The sequence below is a fragment of the Streptomyces sp. NPDC086835 genome, from assembly GCF_044745705.1.
GTDB lineage: Bacteria > Actinomycetota > Actinomycetes > Streptomycetales > Streptomycetaceae > Streptomyces.
Map to the genome: position 1 here is coordinate 140,413 of NZ_JBIVAU010000003.1, position 22,198 is coordinate 162,610.

The 22,198-nt window shown below is 71.0% G+C and carries 18 protein-coding genes; 7 read left to right on the forward strand and 11 right to left on the reverse strand.

Annotated elements, in window-relative coordinates; genetic code table 11:
- Nucleotides 1-22 precede the first annotated feature (22 nt).
- Genes ACIPJI_RS12160 through ACIPJI_RS12180 form a run of 5 tightly spaced genes read right to left on the reverse strand, consistent with a single transcriptional unit; the run spans nt 23 to nt 4,826 of the window.
- Nucleotides 23-907: a Pvc16 family protein gene (locus ACIPJI_RS12160; protein WP_402245947.1), complete on the reverse strand. Its 885-nt coding sequence runs from the start codon at nt 905-907 to the stop codon at nt 23-25.
- A 4-nt stretch (nt 908-911) separates the two neighbouring features.
- Nucleotides 912-1,628 carry a hypothetical protein gene (locus tag ACIPJI_RS12165; protein ID WP_402245948.1) on the reverse strand — a complete coding sequence of 239 codons (717 nt, stop codon included), beginning with the start codon at nt 1,626-1,628 and terminating at the stop codon, nt 912-914.
- Entirely contained in the window at nt 1,621-2,385 is a 765-nt protein-coding gene (locus ACIPJI_RS12170; protein WP_402245950.1) for a hypothetical protein, read from the reverse strand. Before ACIPJI_RS12170 ends, ACIPJI_RS12165 begins: the two co-directional genes overlap by 8 nt.
- Nucleotides 2,386-2,413: 28 nt before the next feature.
- Nucleotides 2,414-2,938 (reverse strand): phage tail protein, encoded by a 525-nt coding sequence (locus tag ACIPJI_RS12175; protein ID WP_215182818.1) that lies wholly within the window; start codon nt 2,936-2,938, stop codon nt 2,414-2,416.
- A 37-nt stretch (nt 2,939-2,975) separates the two neighbouring features.
- Nucleotides 2,976-4,826 (reverse strand): phage tail sheath C-terminal domain-containing protein, encoded by a 1,851-nt coding sequence (locus tag ACIPJI_RS12180; protein ID WP_307704805.1) that lies wholly within the window; start codon nt 4,824-4,826, stop codon nt 2,976-2,978.
- Nucleotides 4,827-5,613: 787 nt separating this feature from the next.
- Here ACIPJI_RS12180 and ACIPJI_RS12185 point away from each other — a divergent pair.
- Complete coding sequence (locus ACIPJI_RS12185; protein WP_402245952.1) at nt 5,614-9,486, forward strand: carbohydrate-binding protein; 3,873 nt, start codon at nt 5,614-5,616, stop codon at nt 9,484-9,486.
- Nucleotides 9,487-9,550: 64 nt separating this feature from the next.
- Here ACIPJI_RS12185 and nagB read toward each other — a convergent pair whose 3' ends face one another.
- On the reverse strand, nt 9,551-10,336 hold the full coding sequence (gene nagB / locus ACIPJI_RS12190; protein WP_307704803.1) for a glucosamine-6-phosphate deaminase: 786 nt from the start codon (nt 10,334-10,336) through the stop codon (nt 9,551-9,553).
- A gap of 175 nt (nt 10,337-10,511) precedes the next feature.
- The gene (locus ACIPJI_RS12195) at nt 10,512-11,099 is read right to left on the reverse strand and encodes a CGNR zinc finger domain-containing protein (protein WP_402245954.1); all 588 of its coding nucleotides are present in this window, start codon (nt 11,097-11,099) and stop codon (nt 10,512-10,514) included.
- A 162-nt stretch (nt 11,100-11,261) separates the two neighbouring features.
- Between ACIPJI_RS12195 and ACIPJI_RS12200 the strand changes: the two genes are divergently transcribed.
- The 5 genes from ACIPJI_RS12200 to ACIPJI_RS12220 all read left to right on the forward strand — a co-directional run bounded on the left by ACIPJI_RS12200 (nt 11,262) and on the right by ACIPJI_RS12220 (nt 14,843).
- Nucleotides 11,262-11,738 (forward strand): VOC family protein, encoded by a 477-nt coding sequence (locus ACIPJI_RS12200; RefSeq protein WP_402245955.1) that lies wholly within the window; start codon nt 11,262-11,264, stop codon nt 11,736-11,738.
- Between the two features lie 79 nt (nt 11,739-11,817).
- Nucleotides 11,818-12,753 (forward strand): pyridoxamine 5'-phosphate oxidase family protein, encoded by a 936-nt coding sequence (locus tag ACIPJI_RS12205; RefSeq protein ID WP_402245957.1) that lies wholly within the window; start codon nt 11,818-11,820, stop codon nt 12,751-12,753.
- On the forward strand, nt 12,750-12,938 hold the full coding sequence (locus tag ACIPJI_RS12210; protein WP_356625381.1) for a ferredoxin: 189 nt from the start codon (nt 12,750-12,752) through the stop codon (nt 12,936-12,938). The genes ACIPJI_RS12205 and ACIPJI_RS12210 overlap by 4 nt, the downstream gene beginning before the upstream one ends.
- A 2-nt stretch (nt 12,939-12,940) precedes the next feature.
- Nucleotides 12,941-14,155 carry an NAD(P)/FAD-dependent oxidoreductase gene (locus ACIPJI_RS12215; protein WP_402245959.1) on the forward strand — a complete coding sequence of 405 codons (1,215 nt, stop codon included), beginning with the start codon at nt 12,941-12,943 and terminating at the stop codon, nt 14,153-14,155.
- 172 nt (nt 14,156-14,327) lie between these two features.
- Nucleotides 14,328-14,843 carry a hypothetical protein gene (locus ACIPJI_RS12220; RefSeq protein WP_402245961.1) on the forward strand — a complete coding sequence of 172 codons (516 nt, stop codon included), beginning with the start codon at nt 14,328-14,330 and terminating at the stop codon, nt 14,841-14,843.
- A gap of 48 nt (nt 14,844-14,891) precedes the next feature.
- On the opposite strand, the gene ACIPJI_RS12225 is transcribed toward ACIPJI_RS12220, so the two are convergent.
- The 4 genes from ACIPJI_RS12225 to ACIPJI_RS12240 all read right to left on the reverse strand — a co-directional run bounded on the left by ACIPJI_RS12225 (nt 14,892) and on the right by ACIPJI_RS12240 (nt 20,159).
- Entirely contained in the window at nt 14,892-15,323 is a 432-nt protein-coding gene (locus tag ACIPJI_RS12225) for a DUF6896 domain-containing protein (RefSeq protein WP_402245962.1), read from the reverse strand.
- A gap of 403 nt (nt 15,324-15,726) precedes the next feature.
- A complete protein-coding gene (gene map, locus ACIPJI_RS12230; protein ID WP_307704795.1) occupies nt 15,727-16,494 on the reverse strand; it encodes a type I methionyl aminopeptidase in 768 nt (255 codons plus the stop codon).
- A gap of 216 nt (nt 16,495-16,710) precedes the next feature.
- Complete coding sequence (locus ACIPJI_RS12235) at nt 16,711-17,220, reverse strand: GNAT family N-acetyltransferase (protein ID WP_402245964.1); 510 nt, start codon at nt 17,218-17,220, stop codon at nt 16,711-16,713.
- 110 nt (nt 17,221-17,330) lie between these two features.
- Nucleotides 17,331-20,159, reverse strand: a complete 2,829-nt coding sequence (locus ACIPJI_RS12240; RefSeq protein ID WP_402245965.1) for a glycoside hydrolase family 3 C-terminal domain-containing protein — start codon at nt 20,157-20,159, stop codon at nt 17,331-17,333.
- Nucleotides 20,160-20,513: 354 nt separating this feature from the next.
- Between ACIPJI_RS12240 and ACIPJI_RS12245 the strand changes: the two genes are divergently transcribed.
- On the forward strand, nt 20,514-22,181 hold the full coding sequence (locus ACIPJI_RS12245) for an extracellular solute-binding protein (protein WP_402245967.1): 1,668 nt from the start codon (nt 20,514-20,516) through the stop codon (nt 22,179-22,181).
- Nucleotides 22,182-22,198 lie beyond the last annotated feature (17 nt).

Consider the following 22,198-nt stretch of genomic DNA (forward strand, 5'->3'; position numbering starts at 1 on the left):
CCCCCGTCCGCGACACCCCGGCTCAGCTCTTTCCGTCCTGCTGCGGCTGTTGCTCGTCGGGTCCGCCCGCCTTACGGGAACGGCCCGACGCCGCCGCCCGCTTGACCGCCTGCTTCGCCGGCGTGCGCCCGCCGGCCTGCTGCTCCTTGCGGGCGCGTGCCGGTACGGACCGCTTGGCCGCCGGCGCCTCCTCGCCCGCCTCGGCGCCTGGCGTGCGACCCGGCTCGGCGGTCCTCTCGGGCGCGTCCCCGGCGCCCTCGGGGGGTGTGCCGGAGCCGGGCGGCACCGGCGCTCCGGGCGCGCCGAACGGCAGTACCCGTACGGTCCGTTCCGTCACCGGCTTCGCCGGGACCGGCCGCTCGCGGCCCTCGATCAGCACCAGCGACGCCTGGTACGCCACCGACAGGGCGTACGGGGTCTGGTGCAGCATCCCCCACAGCTTCGACGTCTCGTCGATGTCCATCACCGTCGGTGTGAAGCGGACCTTCTGCGTCGACGCGGCCAGATCGGAGCCCGCGAGGTACGGCGCCTGGGCCGCCAGTTCGATGACGTCCTTCGGCAGGACGGGGATCTCGTGGAGCGTGCGGATCACACAGCCGATGAGCCGCTGGCCGACGAGCGTGGTCTCTTCCCCGTAGGCGCTGATCAGATAGTGCAGGTCCAGGGCGGCGGCGGGGCGCTTGCGCAGGGTGCCGTCCGGGCCGCGGGTGGGCAGGTCGACGTGGCGCATGGCCGCGTTGGGCGTCACCTGGTACAGGAACACCGTGATGGTGGGGTCGGTGGGCGGCTCGTTCGGCGGCTTGCGCGTCTCGACGTTGACGGCGAGGTCCATCTCGGGGCCCAGGTTGTCCGCGATGAGCAGGCTCAGTGCCTGGGTGACCGTCGCGACGGCGAGTGCGTTGCTCATGTCGTCAGTCCCTCTTCCCGCCGCGTGAGGCGCGTGACAGATAGTCGTCCAACGTCAGTGCCGGCGCGGCCCTGCCGGAGCGGGCCGCCGGCCGCCGGTCCTGGCCGGGCGGCGGCGCGGCGCTGACCTCCAGCCGGCCGATCTGCACATGCACGACCCGCTCGGCCGGTTTCGGCGCACGGCGGCCGACAGAGGCACGGGCCGCGCCGCGGGCAGCGGCCGTGTCGGATCCGCGCGGCACGGGGGTGGCAGCCGCGGGAAGGGGCCCCGCGGCGGACGGCTGCCGTACGGCGGCCGCCGTGGCGGGCGGCGGGGTGTCCGCGGTGTCGGCGGTGCGGCCGCGACGCCCGGCGCGGGCCGGTGGCTGCTGCGGAGCCGGCCGTACGTGGGGCCGTTCCGTGGTCGCGGGCCGTGGCTGCGGTTCCGGCGCCGCACGCCCCGCCCGCGCGGAGTCGTCCGGCCGGATCCGCTCGGTACGCACCACCGTGTGACGGTCGGTGCGCACCTCGTGCTCGTGGCGCACGGTCGTGGCCGGCGCGGCCGGTGCCGCGGGGGCCGACGGGATCAGCGCCGCGGGCTCGTCCGGGTCCGGCGGACCGTACCGGAGCGCCTCGACCCGCTCGAAAGGTCCGGGCAGGCGCGGCCGCACACGCGCCGGCGCGGGCTCGGCCGCGCCCAGCGGCGTGTACCGGGCGAGCAGCCGGTCGAAGTGGTCAGACATCTGCGCACAGCTCCAGGTAGTAGCGACGCCGCAGCGGGCTGAGCGCCAGGATCTCCGGCTCGCTCCACCCGTAGGCGGTGGCGAGCAGATGGACGTCGAGCATCAGGTCCCGCGCCCAGGTGTCGAGTTCGGTCCACAGGTAGGAGGTGATGTCCAGCTCTGCCGGGGTGGCGGCGCCGCATTCGGGGCAGGCGACGGTGAGCCGCACGTCCGCCGTCGGGTCGGCCTCCGCCGCCGCCTCCGCGATCCGTCGCTCCACCCGCTCGGGCAGCAGTTCGGGCAGGGTGTCGGCGTCGACCGGTTCCCCGTGCCGCAGCGCCCGAACCGTGCAGGCCCGTACGAGCCGGCCGCGCGCCTGTGCCGGGCCGGACGCCGCCGCGGCCGCCATGAGATCGGCGACGGTGGGCAGCCGGAACTCGACCACCCACTCACCGTCCGTCACCCGCAGTGGTTCCCGCGGCAGTTCGGCCTCTGCGACCAGCACACGGGTGTCGAGGTCGAACTCCATCTCCTCGCCGCACGCGCCGCACTCGACGCGCACCTGCATACGCTCGCCGAACAGCGCACGGCGCAGCGCGAGCAGGTCCGCCTCCCGCTGCCCGACCGGTACCGACAGCAGTTCGTCGGTACCGGCCCCGGGCCTGGCGGCCCGGTGCAGCAGCAGTGAGCGGTCGGACGGGTGCTGTGCCAGCCCGGACTCCCAGACGGCCAGCAGCTCGGCCGGCCCCGTGGCCGACGCCCCGATGGGACCGTTCATCGTTCGCCCCTCCGCGCGCGGACGGCGGTCAGGCCGGGTGCGTGAAGGACGGTTCGACCGGTTCCGGCACCTCGTAGTCCCGCTCCCAGCCCTCGCATTCGAGCTTGACGCTCTGGATGGCGACGGCGTTCGCGTTCGCGTCGAGCTCACCGAGGACCTGGTACTCGCTCACCCATGCCCGGTAGAGCTTGTGCGAGACGGCCACCTGCCCGGCCTCGTTGAGGACCTGGATGATGATGTCCTTGCGGAAGTCGCGCAGCGACACCTCCGCGCCGAGCCCCGCACCGACCTGCCACACCTTGTTGGCCCATCGGTCGAACTCGGGGTCGTGGGTGACACCGCGCTCCAGGGTGACGCCCTCGAACTCGGAGCGGCCCGGGGACTTGCGCGGCGAGCTGGGGTCGCCGCCGTGCCGGTGCTTGACCACCTCTGTGGTGCGCTTGAGCGGACTGATCTTGCTGATGCCCGCGACCGTCCGACCGTCCCACAGGACCAGGAACTTGAAATTCTTGTAGGGGTCAAAACGATGGGCGTTTACCTGGAACTCAGCCATCGGTTTCCTTTGTGTTCCTTTTCCTCGGGCCTGGAGACTATGAGAGGTCGAACTGGCCGGCCATCTGCTGGATCTTGACGATCACGAATTCGGCGGGCCTGACCGGCGCGATACCGACCACGACATTCACCACGCCCCGCTCGATATCGGCGTCCGTGGTGGTGTCCTTGTCGCATTTCACGAAGTACGCCTCACGGGGTGTGCCGCCCTTGAACGCGCCCAGGCGGAACAGATCGTTCAGGTACGCCGACGCCTTCAGCCGGATCTGCTGCCACAACTGCTCGTCGTTCGGCTCGAAAACGACCCACTGCAGACCTCGGTACAGGCTCTCCTCGACATGGAGCGCGAGCCGGCGCACCGGCACGTACTTCCACTCGCTGTCCAGCGCGTCCGCGCCCTTGAGCGTGCGGGCGCCCCACACCAGCGGGCCCACGACGGGGTAGGTACGCAGGCAGTTGACGCCCAGCGGGTTGAGCAGGCCGTTCTCACGGTCGGTGAGCCGGACGGTGAGCGAGCGGACGCCCGCGAGGCGCGCCTCGGTGCCCGCGGGCGCCTTCCACACACCGCGTTCGCCGTCCGTGCGGGCGATGACACCGGCGACCGCACCGGACGGCGGGAAGGCCCGCAGCCGGCCGGTGAGCGGGTCGGTGAGTTGCAGATGCGGGAAGTACAGCCCCGCGTGGTCGCTGCGTACGGAGTCGAACGCGCCGATCCCCGCCCGCGCCGAGTCCACGCTGCCCCAGGTCGACGGCGAGTCGACCAGCAGGAAGATCCGCCGCTCACGGCACAGCTGCTCCGCTGCGGAGATCACGGTGACCATGTCCTCCGTGGACGCGTAGGCCGCGAGCTCCGGAAGCGCCAGCAGGTTGACGTCGTCGACGTCGCGCAGCGCCTGCACGCCCGTCTTGTCCGTCGTGCTGCCGATGAGGTCGCGCGGCCCGGGCGCGTCGCCGTCCTTGCCGCCCCCGAGGGCGAAGACCGGCGGGTTCACCGACGCCTCCAGGCCGAGGTCGTTGGCGCACTCGCCGACGAAGCGCACGACGTCGTCGGGGTCCACCGAGCCGGCGACGACCTGGAGCCTGCGGCCGAAGGAGGTGACCTCGGCCCCCGCGTAGGCGTGCTTGCCGGGGGCGTCGGGCAGGGCCCGCAGCTTGCGCTCCAGGAGCAGGGCCAGTTCGGTGACGTCCGTCGGCGGTTCGCCGTCGCGGTCGGGCTCGTAGAACGTGAACTCCCGCTCCACATCACCGATCTTGACCTTCACCTCGACGTTCAGGTCGGGCAGGTCGGCGGCGAACGGCTTGGACACGGTGCCCGACGGGTCGGGCCGGTCCTCGTCCAGGACCTTGACCCGCACCAGCGACGAGCCCGCGTTCACGACGGTCTCCGCGAAGCGACCGTGGCCGGAGTGCATCGACAGGCCGGTGAAGGTCTCCCGCGCGTCGCCACGCGCGTCCAGGACATGCAGGTTGAACGTCTTGTCCGGTGTGGGGGTGTCGTGGTCCACGGCCACCCGCAGGCCGGAGCCCCACACGCCTGGTTCCTTCGCGTGCACCTCGAGCACGGGGCACTCGCTGTGCCCCTCGGTGGAGTTGAGCGTGACGCAGGCCTCTTCGCCGGTGCCGGCCTTGGCCACACGGACGACGACGGCCACCGTGCCGCCGTTGCCGAAGAACTGGTGCACCGCGTAGCCGACTGCGCTCTGGGCGGTGAGGCCGCCGAAGCGCCTCTCGAAGTCCGCGAAACTCGTGATGCGCACCGGCTGGTTGAGCGGGCCCCGGCGGGTGTGCCCCACGAACGCGGTCACCGATGTGGTGACCGAGGCGATGGTACGGACGCTGCTGGGAAGTTCCTCGATGTATACGCCGGGATAGCCCATGTGCGTCGGCATTCCCCCTCCATTCCCTTCCGCGCACCAAGAGATGGGAAGAGGGGGTCGAGAATTGCGCGCATGCGTAGAACGCATGCGAGATCTTCGCTGTTTTCCCCCGCCGCACACCCCGTGCGATATCGGTCTCGCAGGGCCATTCGCAGGCGCATGCGCCTGTGGCTCCTGATGCATGAGTGCCACTGCGAGTCTCGTTCGTCGCTCGAGTGCGGGTCAAGAGACCGATTCGGTCAGTGGTGCAGATGGCGCATGTGAATGTCAGTCGGCCGGCAATCGCGTGGTCAGCGGCGTGCGTGGGGTCGAATATGGAGACGAATTCACGATCGCTTCACATGGATCGGGTGTGTGAGGAGTGATTCAGGCCGATCGAGAACCGCCTTCGGCGCGCCGTCTTGCGTTCCGTTGGCGGGGACGGGTCCAGCCGTTCACTCGATCGTGGGCAAGTTCGACCGTGCCGTTCGAGCCGTTGCGTGTGCGACCGGGCGGGCGGGTGCGGGTGTGCGCGGCGGCGGTCGGGCGGTGACGTGCGGTAAGCCGCCTGCCCGCCCTGGGGTGTTGTGACACATGACCCCGCTGCCCGGGTGATTTTGACAGTGCCTTGACAAATGGTCGGCGGATCGCCAGCATGCAAAACACTCGCACGACGGAGACAAGAGTTACGCGATCAACGCAAGAACTCTGCATGGGCGACGGGCTGATGAGGCTCGGCCGACTGCCCCTGAGTACCTGCAATGCGCGACGGCGCGCGCCTTGCCTGACACACCCCCACACCAGGTCAGGAAGGAAGCCCATGTTCCTACGCCCCTTCAGGGCGTGGTCGCTCGGCCTTGCCGTGTTCGCGCTCGTGCTGCCCGGCGGCGCCACCGCGACCACCGCATCCGCGGCCACCGCGACCGATGCCGCCACGACCGTCGCGGCCGAGGCACTCGAGAGCGACATCCCGCCCGGCGACTACCAGCAGGTCCAACTCGCCTACGGCCCCGCGGAGACGGGCGAGGCCATGTCTCTGGCCGTGCTGCCCGACCGGGCCGTACTGCACACCGCCCGCGACGGCACGGTCCGCCACACCGACGCCGCGGGCAACACCAAGGTCGCCGGCCGGCTGGACGTCTACACCCACGACGAGGAAGGCCTCCAGGGCGTGGCGGCCGATCCCGGCTTCGCCGCCAACCGGTACGTCTATCTTTACTACTCGCCCAGGCTGGACACCCCCGCGGGCGACGCGCCGGCCACCGGCACCGCGGCCGATTTCGAGCCGTGGAAGGGTCATCTCAACCTGTCCCGTTTCACGCTCCGTGCCGACAACACCCTCGACATGGCGAGCGAGAAGGTCGTCCTCGAAGTCCCGAACGACCGCGGGCAGTGCTGTCACGTCGGCGGCGACATCGACTTCGACGCCGCCGGGAACCTCTACCTGACCACCGGCGACGACACCAACCCCTTCGAGTCGTCCGGATATTCGCCGATCGACGAACGCGCCGACCGTAACCCGCAGTTCGACGCCCAACGCTCCTCCGCCAACACCGCTGACCTGCGCGGCAAGGTCTTGCGCATCAAGCCCACGCCCACCGGCGGCTACACGGTCCCGCCGGGCAACCTCTTCCCTGCGGGCACCGCGAGGACCCGCCCCGAGATCTATGCCATGGGATTCCGCAACCCCTTCCGGATGTCCGTCGACAAGGCCACCGGCACCGTCTACCTCGGCGACTACGGTCCTGACGCCGGCGGCGCGGACGGCGCCCGCGGCCCCGGCGGCCAGGTCGAGTTCAACCGCATCACCCGCCCCGGCAACTACGGCTGGCCGTACTGCACCGGCTCCAACACCGCGGCCGAGACGTACAACGAGTACACGTTCCCCAGCGGCCCCTCCGGCGCCAGGTACGACTGCGCGGGCGGCGCGGCCAACAACTCCTTCCGCAACACCGGTCTCACCGCCCTGCCCGCCGCCGCACCGGCCTGGATCAAGTACGGCGACGCGGGCTCGCCCCCCGAGTTCGGCGGCGGCTCCGAATCGCCCATGGGCGGCGAGGTCTACCGCTTCGACCCGGACCTCGCCTCCGGCGTGAAGTTCCCGGCGTCGCTCGACGGCCGGTTCTTCGCCGCCGAGTACGGCCGCCGCTGGATCAAGTCCATAGAGGTGAAGCCCGACGGCTCCCACGGCGTCATCGAGGACTTCCCGTGGACCGGCACGCAGGTCATGGACACCGACTTCGGCCCGGACGGCGCGTTGTACGTCCTCGACTACGGTTCCGGCAGCGGGAACCAGGGGCTGTACCGCGTCGAGTACGTCGGCGGCAGCAACCGCAGTCCGGTCGCCAGAGCGGCCGCCGACAGGACCTCCGGCCCCACCCCGCTCACCGTCGCCTTCTCCTCGGCAGGCAGCTCCGATCCCGAGGGCGGACCCCTCACGCACCGCTGGGACTTCGGCGACGGCGCCACTTCCACGGCGGCCCATCCCGGCCACACGTACACCACCGCTGGCACCTACCGGCCCACGCTCACCGTCACCGACTCGGCCGGTCTGACCGCCACGGCGAGCCTCGTGGTCACCGTGGGCAACACCGCGCCGAGCGTCACCCTCACCGCCCCCGGGGACGGCGCGCTGTTCGACTTCGGCGACACCGTTCCGTTCACCGTCACCGTCACCGATCCCGAGGACGGCCCGGTCGACTGCTCCAAGGTCAAGGTCGCCTACCTCCTCGGGCACGACAGTCACCGGCACGAGATCACCTCGAAGAACGGCTGCTCCGGCACACTCACCATCCCGACGGACGGTGAGCACGACAGCGCGGCCAACCTCTACGGCGTCTTCGACGCCGAGTACACCGACCGGGCCGGGCTCACCTCGCACAGTGTGCGGATCCTCCAGCCCCGCCACCGGCAGGCCGAGCACTTCGGCGGGCAGTCGGGCATACAGACAGCCGGCCACGGGGGCGCGGAGGGCGGCAGGACCGTCGGCTTCACCGACGACGGCGACTGGATCTCGTTCGAGCCGTACCGCCTGGGCGACGCCGAACGCTTCACCGCCCGGGTCTCGTCAGGCGGCGCGGGCGGCACCCTCGAGGTCCGGGCCGGTTCGCCGACGGGCACACTGCTGGGGTCGGTGGCCGTCGCTCCGACCGGCGGCTGGGACACCTTCGCCGAGGTCCGCGGCGGCCTGGCGGGAGCCCCGGCCGGCACGACCGAGCTGTTCCTCGTCTTCAAGGGCGTCACCGGGCAGGGCAACCTCTTCGACCTCGACGCGTTCACGCTCTCCGGCGACGGCGGACCTGGGCCGGTGACCGTCGAGGGTGAGGCGTTTTCGTCGGGTGCGGGTGTGCAGGTGGCGGGGCATGCGGGGGCCAGTGGGGGTGCGACGCTCGGTTACATCGACCACGGTGACTGGGTGGGGTACTCGTCGGTGTCGACGGTGGGTGCGAGGTCGTTCACCGCTCGGGTGTCGTCGGCCGGGGCGGGAGGGACGATCGAGGTCCGGTCGGGTTCGCAGACCGGGACGTTGCTGGGCTCGGTGGAGGTGGCTCCGACCGGTGGCTGGGAGTCGTTCACGACGGTTTCCACGGCGCTGACGGGCACGGGTTCCGGTCCGCTCTTCCTGCGTTTCACCGGCGGATCTGGAGCCCTGTTCGACATCGACACCTTCACCCTGGAAACCTCGCCGGCCACCGGCGAGGGTCTCTCCCCGAACGTGCACCTCTTCTACTACCCCTGGTACGGCAGCCCCTCGGTGCTGGGCGGTTGGCGCCACTGGCAGCAGGGCGGCCGCACCCCGCCGGACGACATCGGCGCCGACCTGTACCCGAAGCTCGGCCCGTACGACTCCGCCGACATCGCCGGGGCCGTCGACCAGCACATGCGGTGGGTCGCCCGCTCGGGTGCCGGTGTGATCGTCTACAGCTGGTGGGGTCGCGGCGGCTACGAGGACGGCCTCGCCCGCAAGGTCATGGACGCCGCACAGCGTCAGGGGATCAAGGTCGCCTGGCATCTGGAGCCGTACAGCGGCCGGACCGCGCGGTCCACCGTCGACGACATCCGCTACATCAACGACACCTACGGCAGCCACCCGGCCTTCCACCGGGACGCCGCCCACGGCAACCGTTCGGTGTTCTACGTCTTCGAGAGCCTGCGCATCGGCGACTGGTCGGCCCTCGACGAGGTGTCCGGCACCAGCATCGTCCTCGCGCAGACCACCGACACGACGAAGGTCGCCCACTTCTCCGGTCTCTACACCTATGACGGGATCGCCGGCGCGACCGCCCCCGGCTGGAAGCAGGCGGGGGAGTACGCCAGGGCCAACGGCCTCGTCTGGGCCCCGTCCGTCGCCCCCGGCTACATCGACGACCGTGCGGTCCCCGGCAACACCACCCCCACCCTCGGTCGCGACTACGGCGCGGCCTACGACAGGCAGTGGTCCAACGCCCTCGACCCCGCGATCGGCGGTGATCCCGCCTGGGTGTCGGTGACCTCGTTCAACGTATGGCACGAGGGCAGTTCCATCGAACCGGCCGCCGACCGGCCCCCCGCCGGCCACGGCTACCAGACGTTCTCCGGCGCATACGGGAAGACGGGAGAGGCCGCGGAGACCGCGTACCTCGACCGTACGAAGCACTGGGTGGACCGCTTCGAGGCCGCCCGGGCGGCGGCCCGGAAGGCGGGCGGACGCTGACGTGAACGCACACAACGGGCGGCGCCCTGTCCCGGCCGCCGCCCGCTGTCCTGTGTCGAACCGCTCAGATGCCCTGCCAGTCCGGCTTCGCCGCGTAGGTGGCGCGGAAGTAGTCGGCGAGCTTCAGCCCGGCCGCCGCCGCCTCGTCGACGACGACGGTGGCGTGCGGGTGCAACTGCAGCGCGGAGGCGGGCACCAGCGCGGAGAGCGGGCCCTCTACGGCGAGTGCCACGGCGTCCGCCTTGGCCTTCCCGGTGGCGAGCAGCACCAGGTGGCGGGCTTCCAGGATGGTGCCGATGCCTTGGGTGATCACGTGGTGGGGGACCTGCTCGATGTCGCCGTCGAAGAAACGGGCGTTGTCCACCCGGGTCTGCTGGGTGAGCGTCTTGATGCGGGTGCGGGAGGCCAGCGAGGAGCAGGGCTCGTTGAACCCGATGTGGCCGTCAGTGCCGATGCCCAGCAGCTGGAGGTCCACGCCGCCGGCCTCCGCGAGCGCGCGGTCGTACGCGACGCAGGCAGCGGCGACGTCCTCTGCCGAGCCGTCAGGGCCCATGAAGGAGTTCTGGTCCAGCCCGAGCGGTTCGACGACCTCGCGCAGCACCACCGAGCGGTAGGACTCCGGGTGCCCGGCGGGCAGTCCGACGTATTCGTCGAGCTGGCAGACACGGGCGCGGGAGGCGTCCACCTCCTTGTTCGCGACCTTCGCCGCGAGGGCCTGGTAGATCGGGAGCGGGGTTGACCCCGTGGCGACGCCGAGAAGGGCGTCGGGCTTGCGTCGCAGCAGGTCGGCCATGGCTTCGGCGATGAGCTCGCCGCCCGCGGCGGAATCCGGAACGATGACAACTTCCACGAAGATCCCTGTCTCTGAAGCGCTCAGTGGTGTAGACCAATCTACCTGCTGAGAGGGCGTCCTGTCCTGTCCTGACAGCATGTGGACAGGGCGAAGCGTCCGCAACGGGCCAAGATCACCGCCGTCGCCGCGACCGTGACCGTCGTCGCCGCCACCCGGCCGGGACGCGGGTCGCTCACCGGTCCGTGGTGGCCGGCCGGGTCTGCTTGTGCCGGGCGTAGTGGCGCGAGGCCTTCGCCCGGTTGCCGCAGCCCGCCATGGAGCACCATCGGCGCTTGCCGTTCTTCGAGATGTCGTAGAAGTGCAGTACGCACTGGGGGTTGGCGCACTTGCGGATCCGGTCGGGGTGTTCGTCGAGGAGGCGCAGGTACGACTCCGCCGCGGTCCATGCCGCCAGCCAGCCGGGGGAGTCGGTCTCGACGGCGGAAAGGGGGCCCGCCTCGCCCAGTCGGCGCTGGATGCGGCCGTGGCGGAGGATCTCGTTCAGCTCGTCGGCGGCCTGCTGCGCGTCGGCGCTCTCGTCGAGCAGTGCCGCCACCGCGCGGCGGGTCGCCAGGAGTGCGTCGAGGGTCTCCTGGTCGGGCGTGACGGTGTCGGCGAAGCCGGCGGACCGCAGCCAGACGGACAGTCCGCCGGGACGCTCCAGCAGGTCGTGGCGGACCCCTTCGTCGATCCAGACGGTGTTGACCAGGTCCAGTGGCAGGGGTTCGCCGGTCAGGGGGCGGGGATCCGCCGCCGGTCCGCGGCCCGGTTCAGTGCTCATGGGGGACTTCCCTTTCGTGTCGTCGGGTACATGCGATCACATCGACCGGGTTCTAACCCCTGAAACTTATTTCACCGGTTGACGCGCACGAGAGTCAACCGTTAACGTTCGTATCACCGGTTAGCCGGGAAGTCGCCCGGCCGCCCATCGACGGAGGCCCTCATGACGCAGTCCCTCGCCGACCAGCCCTTGCAGCGGACCCTGCAGACCGGGCACGTCGGTCTCAATGTCACCGACCTCGAGAGGTCGCTCCCCTTCTACCTCCGTGTCTTCGGCCTCGAGATCCTCGCTGAGGGCAAGGACGACAACCGCCGATGGGCCTTCCTCGCCCGTGACGGGCGGCTCGTCCTGACTCTCTGGGAGCAGAGCGGCACCCCCTTCTCCACCAGCTCCGCAGGGCTGCACCACCTCTCCTTCCAGGTCGACTCGATCGAGGACGTCGAGGTCGCCCAGGCCGTCCTGCGGGAGCTCGGCGCCGACTTCGCCCACGACGGCGTCGTCTCCCACGGCGAGGGCGCCGCATCCGGCGGCATCTTCTTCACCGACCCCGACGGCATCCGCCTCGAGATCTACGCCCCCACCGGCGCCGAAGACGCTTCGGCCCCGACCGGATCCGCCCCGACGTGCGGCTTCTTCTAGAACACGAGGCGCGGGCCACCGCGACCGGCGGCCCGCGCCCGCACTCCTGCCCGCCCACCACCAGAGGAAGGAGCCGGCCATGGGCGTCCACCACCCCGGAGAGCGCACCGTGCAGCAGCGAGCCGGTCTGATCGACCACGCGGGCTTCTCCGCCGCCGCCATCAGGAACGAAATCCCCGACGTCGCGGTCGAGTTCCTCTCCCGGCAGCCCATGCTCGTCGTCGGCGCCGCCGACACCGACGGCGCCATCTGGGCATCGCTGCTCACCGGCGCCCCCGGCTTCGTCACCGCGACCGGGCCGGCCACCCTGACGATCGACGCCGTCCCGCCCGACGGCGACCCGCTCCACGGCGTCCTCGCCCGGCCCGCCCACGTCGGCATGATCGCCGTCGAGCCGGCCACCCGCCGCCGTATGCGGATGAACGGCAAGGCCCGCCCGGTCGCCGGCGGCCTCCACGTCGACCTCGACCAGGTCTTCGCCAACTGCCCCAAGTACATCCAGCAGCGCCGACCGACCCCTGCCCCGGCAGCACACGACCACACCGCAACGCCCTGGCACGGTACGGAACTGACGCCCACTCACCTTGCCCTGGTCGAAGGGGCCGACACCTTCTTCATCGCCACGGCCGACCGGGAGGGCAACGCCGACGCCTCGCACCGCGGCGGCAGCCCCGGCTTCCTCCAGGCCCTCACTCCGACCCGCCTGCGCTGGCCCGACTACGTCGGCAACGCCATGTTCACCACCCTCGGCAACCTCGAGGCCGACCCCCGCGCCGGACTGCTCCTGCCCGACTGGGACACGGGCGCCGTCCTCCAACTCACCGGCTCCGCCACCGTCGACTGGAACCCCGGCCGTGCCGCCGCCGTCCCCGGCGCGCAACGCATCGTCGAATTCACCATCGACCACATCGTGCACATCGACCGTGCTTCCCCGCTGCGCTGGACCGCCCCCGCCTATTCGCGCTTCAACCCGCCCGCGCCCCGGCCCTTCGGAAGAGAAGAAGAACGCCCATGAAGATCACCGTCGACATGAACCTTTGCGAGAGCCACGGGCAATGCGTCTTCGCCGTCCCCGAGGTGTTCTCCTTCGACGAGGACGACCATCTCGTCCACGACGCGGAACCGGACGACGCCCTGCGCGGAAAGGTCGTCGACGCCGTGGCCGTCTGCCCTGTCCGCGCCATCAGCATCGAGGGGTAGGCATGCCCGGCCCTCGGAACATCGTGATCGTCGGGGCCTCCCTCGCCGGCCTCCGCGCGGCGGAAGCCCTCCGCGCCGCCGGCCACCATGGTCCCGTCACCCTCGTCGGCGCCGAGACCCGCCCGCCCTACGACCGGCCGCCGCTCTCCAAGGAGTTCCTCACCGGCGAGCGCACCACGGAGAGCGTTTTCCTCGGCAGCACCGCCCATCTCGGCCTGACCGAACGCTACGGACACCCCGCCGTCCGCCTCGACACGGCCGGCCGTGAGATCCACCTCGACGACGGGTCCGTCCTCGCCTACGACGGACTCGTCATCGCCACGGGGGCGGGCCCCCGCCCCTGGCCCGGCTCCCTGCCCCTGACCGGTGTCCACACCATGCGCACCCTCGAGGACGCCCGAGCCCTGAAGGATGCCCTCACCGGAACCCGAAGGCACCTCCTCGTCGCCGGTGCCGGATTCATCGGCTGCGAAGTAGCCTCCGTGGCCCGCGGGCTCGGCCACGACGTCACCCTCGTCTCCAGCGACCCGCTCCCGCTGAGCGGCGCGACAGGTGATCAGGCCGCCGGCTTCCTCGCCCGGCTCCACCTCGACGCCGGCGTCGAGATCCTCACTCGCAGCACCGTCACCGCCGTCCACGGCCATGCCCGTGTCACCGGCGTCACCGTCGACGACGCCACGGACCTCACCCCCGACATCATCCTGCTCGCCCTCGGCGCCCGGCCCCACACCGACTGGCTCGCCGGCTCCGGCCTGCGACTCGAACGCGGCCTGCTCACCGACGAGTACACCCGCGCCCTGGACACCCACGGCCGCCCCCATCCCGACATCGTCGCCGCCGGCGACATCACCCGCTTCCCCCACCCGCACGCCCCCGGCCCCATCTCCCTGGGCCACTGGAGCAACGCCGTCGAACAGGCCAGGTGCGCCGCGCACAACCTCCTCCACCCCCGACGACCCACGCCGTACCGCCCTGTTGCCTCCTTCTGGTCCACCCAGTACGGCGTCCGCTTCCGGGCCGTGGGACTGCCGCGCTACGCCGACCGCACGGAAGTCCGCGAACTGGACCACGAGAAACGCCGACTCGAGGTCGCCTACTACCGCCGAGGGCACCTCGTCGGAGCCCTCACCGCCGGCCGGGCGGCCCGCATCACGGCGTACCGCTCCCAACTGGCCCGGTCGCCGGCCGACATCACGTCACCGGCCCCGGCTTCCTGACCGTGGGGGCCGGGGAAGCACGGGCGTCAGGCATCACGGGCAGGTGCCGTGGCCCTCGCGCCATTCCGCCGGAGGAGTCCCGGCGGTACTTTTTGTCCACTCGGCTTCGAGTGCAGGAGCGGACCGACGGGGGCCGGGGGAGGCGGTCCGCCCTCCCGTGAGAGAGGTGTACATGCGGCTGTTCGTGGCGGTACTCGTGGCCCTCGTCGGCGTCGGACTCGCGGCCGTGGGCCTCAGTTTCGTGCTGGTGGGTCTGCTGGAACAGCGCAGTGCCGCAGACATGTACGAGGTCGCGTTCCAGCAGGTCGGCGACGAGTGCAGGGGTGGACACGAGCTGCACCTCGACATTGAGAACGGCGCACCTCTGGACTGCGTGCCCAGCTACGTCATCGGCGGATCCCCGAGGGTCGACCTGCCCGGCTTCACCGAGGCGCAGAACGACGAGGTGGCCGCGCTGGGCGGACAACTCGGCAGCGGGGGGCTGACGGACGCCGAACAGCGCCTCGTCCAGGACCGGGTGGACAAGATCGCAGCCACTGTCCCGGCCGCCGACCGGCCGCGCCCCGACTCGGCCACCGTGTGGCTCGCCGACGCAGGCGTGTGGGGTGCTCGCCGGGCCTGGCTCGGGGGCGGAATGGTCGTGGTCGGCATCGTGAGCACCGTCGCTGCCATGCGGATGGCGGACTGAACAGGGGCCGGGTGGGACACCGCGCGGCCATCTCGGCAGCGGCTGGTGTCAGTTCGCGGTGACCGCCGTCGTATGGCGACGGGTCACCGCGAACCAGCCCGGCCTCACCTCGGTGAGCAGGCCGTCGAGGCTGCTGATCGCCGCCAAGAGGTCCTCCGGCGGATGGGCAGTGGGTGTCGGCAGGCTCTGCGCGTAGCAACGCAGCCGCCAGAGGTCGAACACCTCTGCGCCGTCGACGAAGTCCACGTCGATGTCGACCCCGTCCGAGCTGGTCAGCCGACAGCCTGCTCCGTGGACCGAGTACTCGTAGCCGCCGGCCCGGCCTCTGCGTCCGATCTGCCCCGAGCGCGCGAGCGCGAGCAGGTCCGCCAGACGCTCCACCTGAGGCAGGGCTTCCCGCAGCTCCGTGCCCGCGGTCTCGAGTGCGGCGACGAAATCGAGCACCATGGCTCGTGGAGACGGTGGTTGTCGTGCTGTCATGAACGTCCCTCCCTGGGGCCTTGTCGGTCACGTCCGCCCGGACGGTGCGTGCGCACGACCGCGGCTCGGCGGGGGTCCACGGGGTTGATGAGGCGCGTGGCAGTGTCCAGCCGGACGATCGCACCGTGCCGTGCGATCGTCCATGTCGCGGGATGGCTGAAACCGGGTACCGACCTTGCCGGACGCGGTTCGGCCTCACGAAGACGACCGGGCCGAGCTCGCGCTGATGGACCTGCCGGATCCGGCGTGAGGCCCTGCCGGGGCAGGTGGCCGCCGAGCGCCGAAGTCCCGGCGGCCCGCATGCGGGACATCTGGCTCGGGGCCGGCGGGGGCCGTGATCGCTGGTCGGTGCTTCCCGGGAGTGGCCGATGTGTCCGGCTGCCGGAAGTGAGCGGATCCGCGGTCAGGGCAGGGTGAGGATGCGGGGGCCGTCCTGGGTGATGGCGATGGTGTGCTCGATGTGGGCGGCCCGGCTGCCGTCGATGGTGCGCAGGGTCCATCCGTCGGGGTCGGTGTAGTAGTCGTTGCGTCCCCCGGCCATGAGCATGGGTTCGATGGCGAGGGTGAGGCCGTGGCGCAGGGGGAAGCCGCGGCCGGGACGTCCGTGGTTGGGGACGTGGGGGTCTTCGTGCATCTGGCGGCCGATGCCGTGGCCGCCGAAGTCGGCCGGCATGCCGCAGTCGGCCTTGCGGGCGACCGTGCTGATGGCGTGGGAGATGTCTCCGATGCGGTGGCCGACGGTGGCGGCGGCGATGCCGGCGTCCAGGGCCTGCTGGGTGACGGCTATGAGTTCGAGGTCGGCGGGGCGAGGGGTGCCGACGGTGAAGCTGATCGCGGCGTCGCCGGTCCAGCCGTCGAGTTCGGCTCCGCAGTCGATGCTGACCAGATCACCGTCACGCAGGCGGTAGCCGTCGGGGATGCCGTGCGCGACGGCGTCGTTGACGGACGCGCAGATCACGGCGGGGAAGGGGATGGGGGCGAAGGAGGGCTGGTAACCCAGGAACGGAGAGCGCGCTCCGGCCTCGGTGAGAACGGCGCGGGCGGCTTCGTCGAGCTCCCGCAGGCGAACTCCCACGGCTGCCGCCGCGCGGGCGGCCGCGAGGGCGTGGGCCACGACGCGTCCGGCTTCTCGCATGGTCTCCAGTGCCGTGTCGGTCTTGATCTCCACCATGTGTCGTGACTCCTTGCCGTGGAACGCTGCCCAATACTTATACCGGTATTAGTATCACGGACGTGGTGGGAGTTCCTTTGAGTCCGCAAGAGCGGCACCGCGGAGAGCACTTCGGGATCCCGCTCCGCCAGGCCCGCGGTGACCGCAGCATGACCTGGCCGCCGCCTGTTCGGACTTTTGTCGCCGGTCCTGCTCGCCGGGGCGTGGGGGGCCGGCTCAGTCGACGCTTCGGAGCATGGCCACGCGTGGCCATCGGTCGAGGCCGTGTTCCGCTTCCCGTTCGCGGATGGTCCGAAGCTTCGGGCCGAGTGTGCTTTCGGGCAGGGGTCGGAAGCCGCAGCGCGTGTAGTACGGGGCGTTCCACGGGACGTCCGCGAAGGTGGTCAGGGTCAGCGCGGGGATGCCCTCGGCCGCGGCCCGGGCCGCGAGGTGGTCCAGCAGCGAGCGGCCGACACCTCGGCGTGAGGCGTCCGGGTGCACCGACACCTGCTCGACGTGGAGGTTGCCGTCGACGTGGTCGGCGATGAGGTAGGCAACCGGGACATCGGCCCGGTTCACCGCGGCCCAGGCCCGCCCGGCGTGCTGATAGCGGGCGAGCTCCGGGACCGGCAGGGGCGGGTCGTCGGCGATCTCGGGCATGCCGATGTCGCGGAAGCACCGTCCCGCGGCTCGTTCGATGTCCTGGAGTACGGACAGTTCTCCGGTGCGGACTGCTCGGATGCGCATGGGCCCCATTGTTCCCGCGGACCTGTCCCGGCTCTGATCATTTGTGCGCCGACAGCCGCGCGGCGGGGACTCGTCCAGGCCGGTCCCCGCCGCCCGCGGCGGCCGCCCCCTCAGCGGGCGAAGGCGATCGTCGCCAATCGCACCGGTCCGCGGACCTCGACGTGGAGGTCGTGCACGCCGGCGAGCCGGATGTCCGAGCACAGCGTGACGTAGTCGTGGACGCCTCCCGTCGCGGCGACGTCGACCGCGGCGAGCGTCGTGCCGTCCGGCGTCCGCAGGGTGAGCGTTCCGGGGCCGGTCGCCGCGACGTCGAGCGAGACGGCCGTGGCGCCGCCGCCGAAGTCACAGCGGTGGTAGACCAGTTCCCCTCCCTCGGTGCCCGCCGCCGTCACCGCGTCCCCCGAGATCCTGGTCCGGTCCACGATCACGGTGCCGCGCTGTTCGTCGTAGTCGACCGCGTCGAGTGGCGTCTCCAGCACCGCGCGCGGCGCGGGGGCGTCGCCGTCGACCTCGAGGGCCGCCCGTTGCCGGATGTCGGTGCTCGAGGCGCCCGCCAGGACCTCGTAGCGGCCAGGGCCGACCGTCCAGCGCCCGTGAGCGACGTCCCAGAAGCCAAGGTCGGTGACGGGGAACGTGAAGTCGAGGCGCCGGCCTTCGCCCGGGGCGAGCCGGACCCTGCGGTGCGCGGCGAGCTGCCGTGAGGGCAGGGGCACTGTGGGGTCCAGGGCCCGGGTGTAGAGCTGCACGACCTCGTCGGCGGCGAGGGGGCCGGTGTTGGTGACGGTGAGCGAGACGGTGACGTGCTCGCCGTCGTGGGCGGCGGTGAGGTCGTCGTAGGCGAAGGACGTGTAGGACAGGCCGTGGCCGAACGCGTAGAGAGGGGTGCCCTCGAAGTAGAGGTAGGTCTGGCGGCTGCCGATGATGTCGTAGTCGAACAGGTCGGGCAGATCGGCGTCGGCCGCGTACCAGGTCTGCGGCAGCCGGCCCGCCGGGGAGACGTCGCCCACGAGGACACGCGCCAGTGCGGTGCCCGCGGCCTGGCCGCCGTGTGCCGTCCACAGCAGGGCGGGCAGCGCGGCGTGCGCGTCGCCGACGGCGTACGGGTACGAGGACACGAGGGCCAGTGCCGTACGGGGGTTGGCCGCGCGGGCGGAGCGCCACAGCCGCGTCTGGTGCTTGGGGAGGGCGAGCGTGCCGCGGTCCTCGGTCTCGCGCCCGTTGATGTGGGGGTCGTTCCCGGCGACGACGACGACGGCGTCGGCGGCCGCGGCGGCCGCGGCCACCGCGTCCTCGCCGCGTTCGGTGACGACGACCTCGAAAAGATCACCCTCTTCGGCAACCTTCAGGCCGTCGTCGGCGACAGTGACGTACCGGCCCGTTCCCACATGCGCAAGGAGGTGGCCCTCGCCGTGCTCCTCCAGCCGGAAGGTCTCCTGGACGACCCAGCCGCCGGGCTGGTCGGCGGAAGCGCGCACGTATCCGTCGTCCGCGACGGACAGGTAACTGCCGCCGGGCGCGCGAAGGGTGACCAGGCCCTCGCCCCAGTCGGCCATCGCCAGTTCGGTCGGCTCGTCGCCGCAGGTCAGCGGCGGCAGGTCGGTGCGGCCGGCGAGCAGCGCCGGGTCCAGCGCGCCGTCGGCGCCGCGTACTTCGGCGGTGGCCGGCGACTCGGGCACCCGCACCCAGCCGCTCGCGGTCCGCAGCCGTACCCGGTCGACGCCTTCGGCGAAGGACACGTTGCCGGCGCCGAACCGTGTGCGCAGCCCGTCCAGCGGCGTGACGCGGTGGATCAGCGTGCCGCTGTACCAGTCGAGTTTGCACTCGCCGGCGAGCAGTCCGACCACCGCGATGCGTGTGCCCTCGGCCAGCGGCAGCAGTCCGTCGTTCTTGAGCAGGACGACGGCCTGTTCGGCGGCCTCCTGGGCGAGGGCTCGGTGCTCGGGGGTGTCGAAGGCTTTCTCGTCGGCGTACGGGTCGAGTTGGGGGTCGAACTCGCCCAGTGTGAAACGCATGGTGAGGAGCCGGCGTACGGCGTCGTCGATGTCCTTCTCGCCGATGAGCCCCTGTTCGAGGGCGCCGCGTACCCGGCCGGTGATGACGGAGGAGTCCTGGCCGTGGTCGGTGAAGCTGTCGACGCCGGCGCGCAGGGCAGCGGCCGTCGCCTCTTCGTGAGTGTCGTAGTAGTGCTCGGAGTCGACGAGGTTGGACGGCGCGCCGGCGTCCGAACACACCACCAGGGAGCGGTCCGTCCACCCGCGCAGCTGCTCGCGCAGCAGGGGGGAGAGGTGGTTGGGCCGCCCGTTGACGAGGTTGTAGGACGGCATCACACCGGCGACGGCGCCCGCCTGCACGGCCGCGCGGAAGGCGAGCAGGTCGTATTCGTGCAGCACGCGCGGCCGGACCGAGGAGGAGCAGGTGTCGCGGTCGGTCTCGTTGTTGTGCGCCAGCCAGTGCTTGAGCACCGGCGCGGTGCGCCAGTAGGCAGGGTGGTCGCCGCGCAGACCGCGGGTGTAGGCGACGGCGACGGCGGAGGTCAGCCGGGGATCCTCGGAGTAGCCCTCCTCGTTGCGGCCCCACAGCGGGTGGCGCAGCAGGTTCACCGTGGGTGCCCATACGTTGAGCCCGACGCGGGGGTCGTTCGCCCGCATCGCGCGCGTCTCGGCCCCGACGGCCTCGCCGATCCGGTGTACGAGGTCCTCGTTCCAGGTGGCACCCATTCCCACGGCCTGCGGGAAGACGGTGGCGGGGCCCATCCAGGCCACGCCGTGGAGGGCTTCCTGGCCGGTGCGGAAGGCTCCGACGCCCAGGCGTTCGACGGCCGGCGCGAACTGGTGGAGCATCGCGATCCGTTCGTCGGCGGTGAGCCGTGCGAGCAGGTCGTCGACGCGTTCACCGAGGGGCAGGCTGGGGTCGCGGTAGGGGGGTCGGGTCTCGGTCACGTGGGTCCCCTCGAGGGCGGTGGTTCCGGTTTGCTCGACTGTCTTCGAAGCGCTTCGATGCTGGGCCGCCTCGGACGGTGTGTCAAGACTCCATGTCGGTACAGGCCTTTCGTTGGGCCGGGGTGCAGGTCGGCGCCCCAGGCCGCAAAGTGCTGCGGTGAATTTCGCATCGACTCTTGAACGGCCCGGCATCGTCACTTAACCTCGCTGCAACATCGAAGCGCTTCGACAAGACGTCGCAGGGAGCTTGCGCTCCGACAGCGTCCCGCTTCAGCTCAGCCACATAAGCCGACACACATGCGCGAAGCCGATCCCATGCCCGCCGGCTGCCCGCGTGAGGAAAGGGTTGACGCCATGCCCAATGCCCAGGCCCCCAGCCGGAGATCGTTCCTCGCCTCGACCGCGGTCGCCGCGGTCGCCGTCGCCGGCGGCGTACCGCTGCTCGGCGCGTGCAGCGGTTCCTCCGGCGGCGACCGCACCGAAGGCGCCACCACCGGCAAGAAGCTCCAGGGCATCCTGCCGACCTTCGTGGGCTCCGACGTCGTGCAGCCCGACGTGCCGAGCAAGAACGGTTCAGCGCTGGGCTTCACCACCGCGCTGCCGGCCTCGCAGCTCGCCGTCTCGGTCCCGAAGAAGCTCGGCAAGGGCAGCACGGTCACGGTCATGGCTCCCCTGTGGGGCACGCCGCCCAAGTCCGGCAACCCGTACTGGACCGCGATGGACGAAGCCATCGGCGTCAAGGTGAACTGGCAGAACCAGGACGGCAACACCTACGGACAGAAGCTCGGCGCCGTCCTCGCCTCCAGCTCCGTACCCGACGCCGTCGTCGTCCCCGCGTGGGAACTGGGCGGCAAGATACCGAGCGCCATCAACAACAAGTTCGCCGACCTCGGCCCCTACCTTTCCGGCGACAAGGTCAAGGAGTACCCCAACCTGGCGGCGATCCCCACCGGCGCCTGGCAGCGTGCGGTCTTCGGCGGCAAGCTGCGCGGCCTGCCCATGCCGGCCAGCGACATCCCCAACATCGCGCCGTTCTACCGGGTCGACCTCTTCAAGGAGAAGGGGTACGAGGCGCCCACCACCACCCAGGAGTTCTTCGACCTCGCCAAGGAGATCACCTCGGCCAGGAACAAGGTCTGGGGCTGCGGCGACATGACGTGGGCCGCGTACAAGTTCTTCGGCGTCCTCGACGAGAAGCCCACCTGCTGGAAACTCGTCGGCGACAAGCTGGTCCACCGCATCGAGACCGATGAGTACCTCGAAGCCCTCGAATGGTCCCGTTCGCTGTACTCGGCCGGTCTCGTCCACCCCGACGCCAAGGCGGAGACCGGCGACCTGGGCAACCTCTTCGCGGCCGGCAAGGTGTGGATGTACAACGCGGACATCTCCGACTGGTACGGCAAGACCGTGGTCCAGCGCGGCGACAACCCGGACTTCTCCATGGCCGCCATGGACTACTTCCACCACGACGGAGGCAAGCCCCGCCTCTACGCCGGCTCGCCGTCCAACATCTGGGCCTTCATCAACAAGAACGCCGACGAGAAGACCGTCCGCGACATCCTCGCGATCGCCAACTTCACCGCCGCCCCCTACGGCACCAAGGAGCAGCGCCTGAAGGCCTACGGGGTCGAAGGCGTCCACCACACCGTCAAGGGCGACGAGATCACCAAGACGGAGACCGGTAACAACCAGGTCTTCGCCACCTACGAATACATCGCGAGTCCTCAGCAGTTCTTCGCCTACCCCAACCACCCGGACGTCGCCGAAGGCATGGTCGGCTGGCAGCAGCGCATGGGCGCCTTCCTCACCAAGCCCCTCTTCTACGGCATGCAGGTCCAGGAGCCGAACCGCTGGGCCGAGCTGAGCAGCCAGTTCGAGGACCTCGAGAAGGACATCGTCCGCGGCCGCAAGAAGATCGCCGACATGCAGCAGGCCGTCTCCGACTGGCGTTCACGCGGCGGCGACCAACTGCGCGACTGGTACCGGAAGCTGCTCGACGAGTCCGGCGGCCAGGCGTCCTGAGCGGCCGCCCGGCGGAC

What these genes read in the sequence shown, in the direction of transcription:
- ACIPJI_RS12185 (WP_402245952.1), top strand. Translation starts at nt 5,614, where the DNA reads ATGTTCCTACGCCCCTTCAGGGCGTGGTCGCTCGGCCTTGCCGTGTTC.
- ACIPJI_RS12225 (WP_402245962.1), bottom strand. Translation starts at nt 15,323, where the DNA reads ATGACAGCACGACAACCACCGTCTCCACGAGCCATGGTGCTCGATTTC.
- ACIPJI_RS12210 (WP_356625381.1), top strand. Translation starts at nt 12,750, where the DNA reads ATGAAGATCACCGTCGACATGAACCTTTGCGAGAGCCACGGGCAATGC.
- ACIPJI_RS12195 (WP_402245954.1), bottom strand. Translation starts at nt 11,099, where the DNA reads ATGAGCACTGAACCGGGCCGCGGACCGGCGGCGGATCCCCGCCCCCTG.
- ACIPJI_RS12165 (WP_402245948.1), bottom strand. Translation starts at nt 1,628, where the DNA reads ATGTCTGACCACTTCGACCGGCTGCTCGCCCGGTACACGCCGCTGGGC.
- ACIPJI_RS12220 (WP_402245961.1), top strand. Translation starts at nt 14,328, where the DNA reads ATGCGGCTGTTCGTGGCGGTACTCGTGGCCCTCGTCGGCGTCGGACTC.
- ACIPJI_RS12160 (WP_402245947.1), bottom strand. Translation starts at nt 907, where the DNA reads ATGAGCAACGCACTCGCCGTCGCGACGGTCACCCAGGCACTGAGCCTG.
- ACIPJI_RS12170 (WP_402245950.1), bottom strand. Translation starts at nt 2,385, where the DNA reads ATGAACGGTCCCATCGGGGCGTCGGCCACGGGGCCGGCCGAGCTGCTG.
- map (WP_307704795.1), bottom strand. Translation starts at nt 16,494, where the DNA reads ATGGTGGAGATCAAGACCGACACGGCACTGGAGACCATGCGAGAAGCC.
- ACIPJI_RS12235 (WP_402245964.1), bottom strand. Translation starts at nt 17,220, where the DNA reads ATGCGCATCCGAGCAGTCCGCACCGGAGAACTGTCCGTACTCCAGGAC.
- ACIPJI_RS12215 (WP_402245959.1), top strand. Translation starts at nt 12,941, where the DNA reads ATGCCCGGCCCTCGGAACATCGTGATCGTCGGGGCCTCCCTCGCCGGC.
- ACIPJI_RS12245 (WP_402245967.1), top strand. Translation starts at nt 20,514, where the DNA reads ATGCCCAATGCCCAGGCCCCCAGCCGGAGATCGTTCCTCGCCTCGACC.
- ACIPJI_RS12205 (WP_402245957.1), top strand. Translation starts at nt 11,818, where the DNA reads ATGGGCGTCCACCACCCCGGAGAGCGCACCGTGCAGCAGCGAGCCGGT.
- ACIPJI_RS12180 (WP_307704805.1), bottom strand. Translation starts at nt 4,826, where the DNA reads ATGCCGACGCACATGGGCTATCCCGGCGTATACATCGAGGAACTTCCC.
- ACIPJI_RS12175 (WP_215182818.1), bottom strand. Translation starts at nt 2,938, where the DNA reads ATGGCTGAGTTCCAGGTAAACGCCCATCGTTTTGACCCCTACAAGAAT.
- ACIPJI_RS12200 (WP_402245955.1), top strand. Translation starts at nt 11,262, where the DNA reads ATGACGCAGTCCCTCGCCGACCAGCCCTTGCAGCGGACCCTGCAGACC.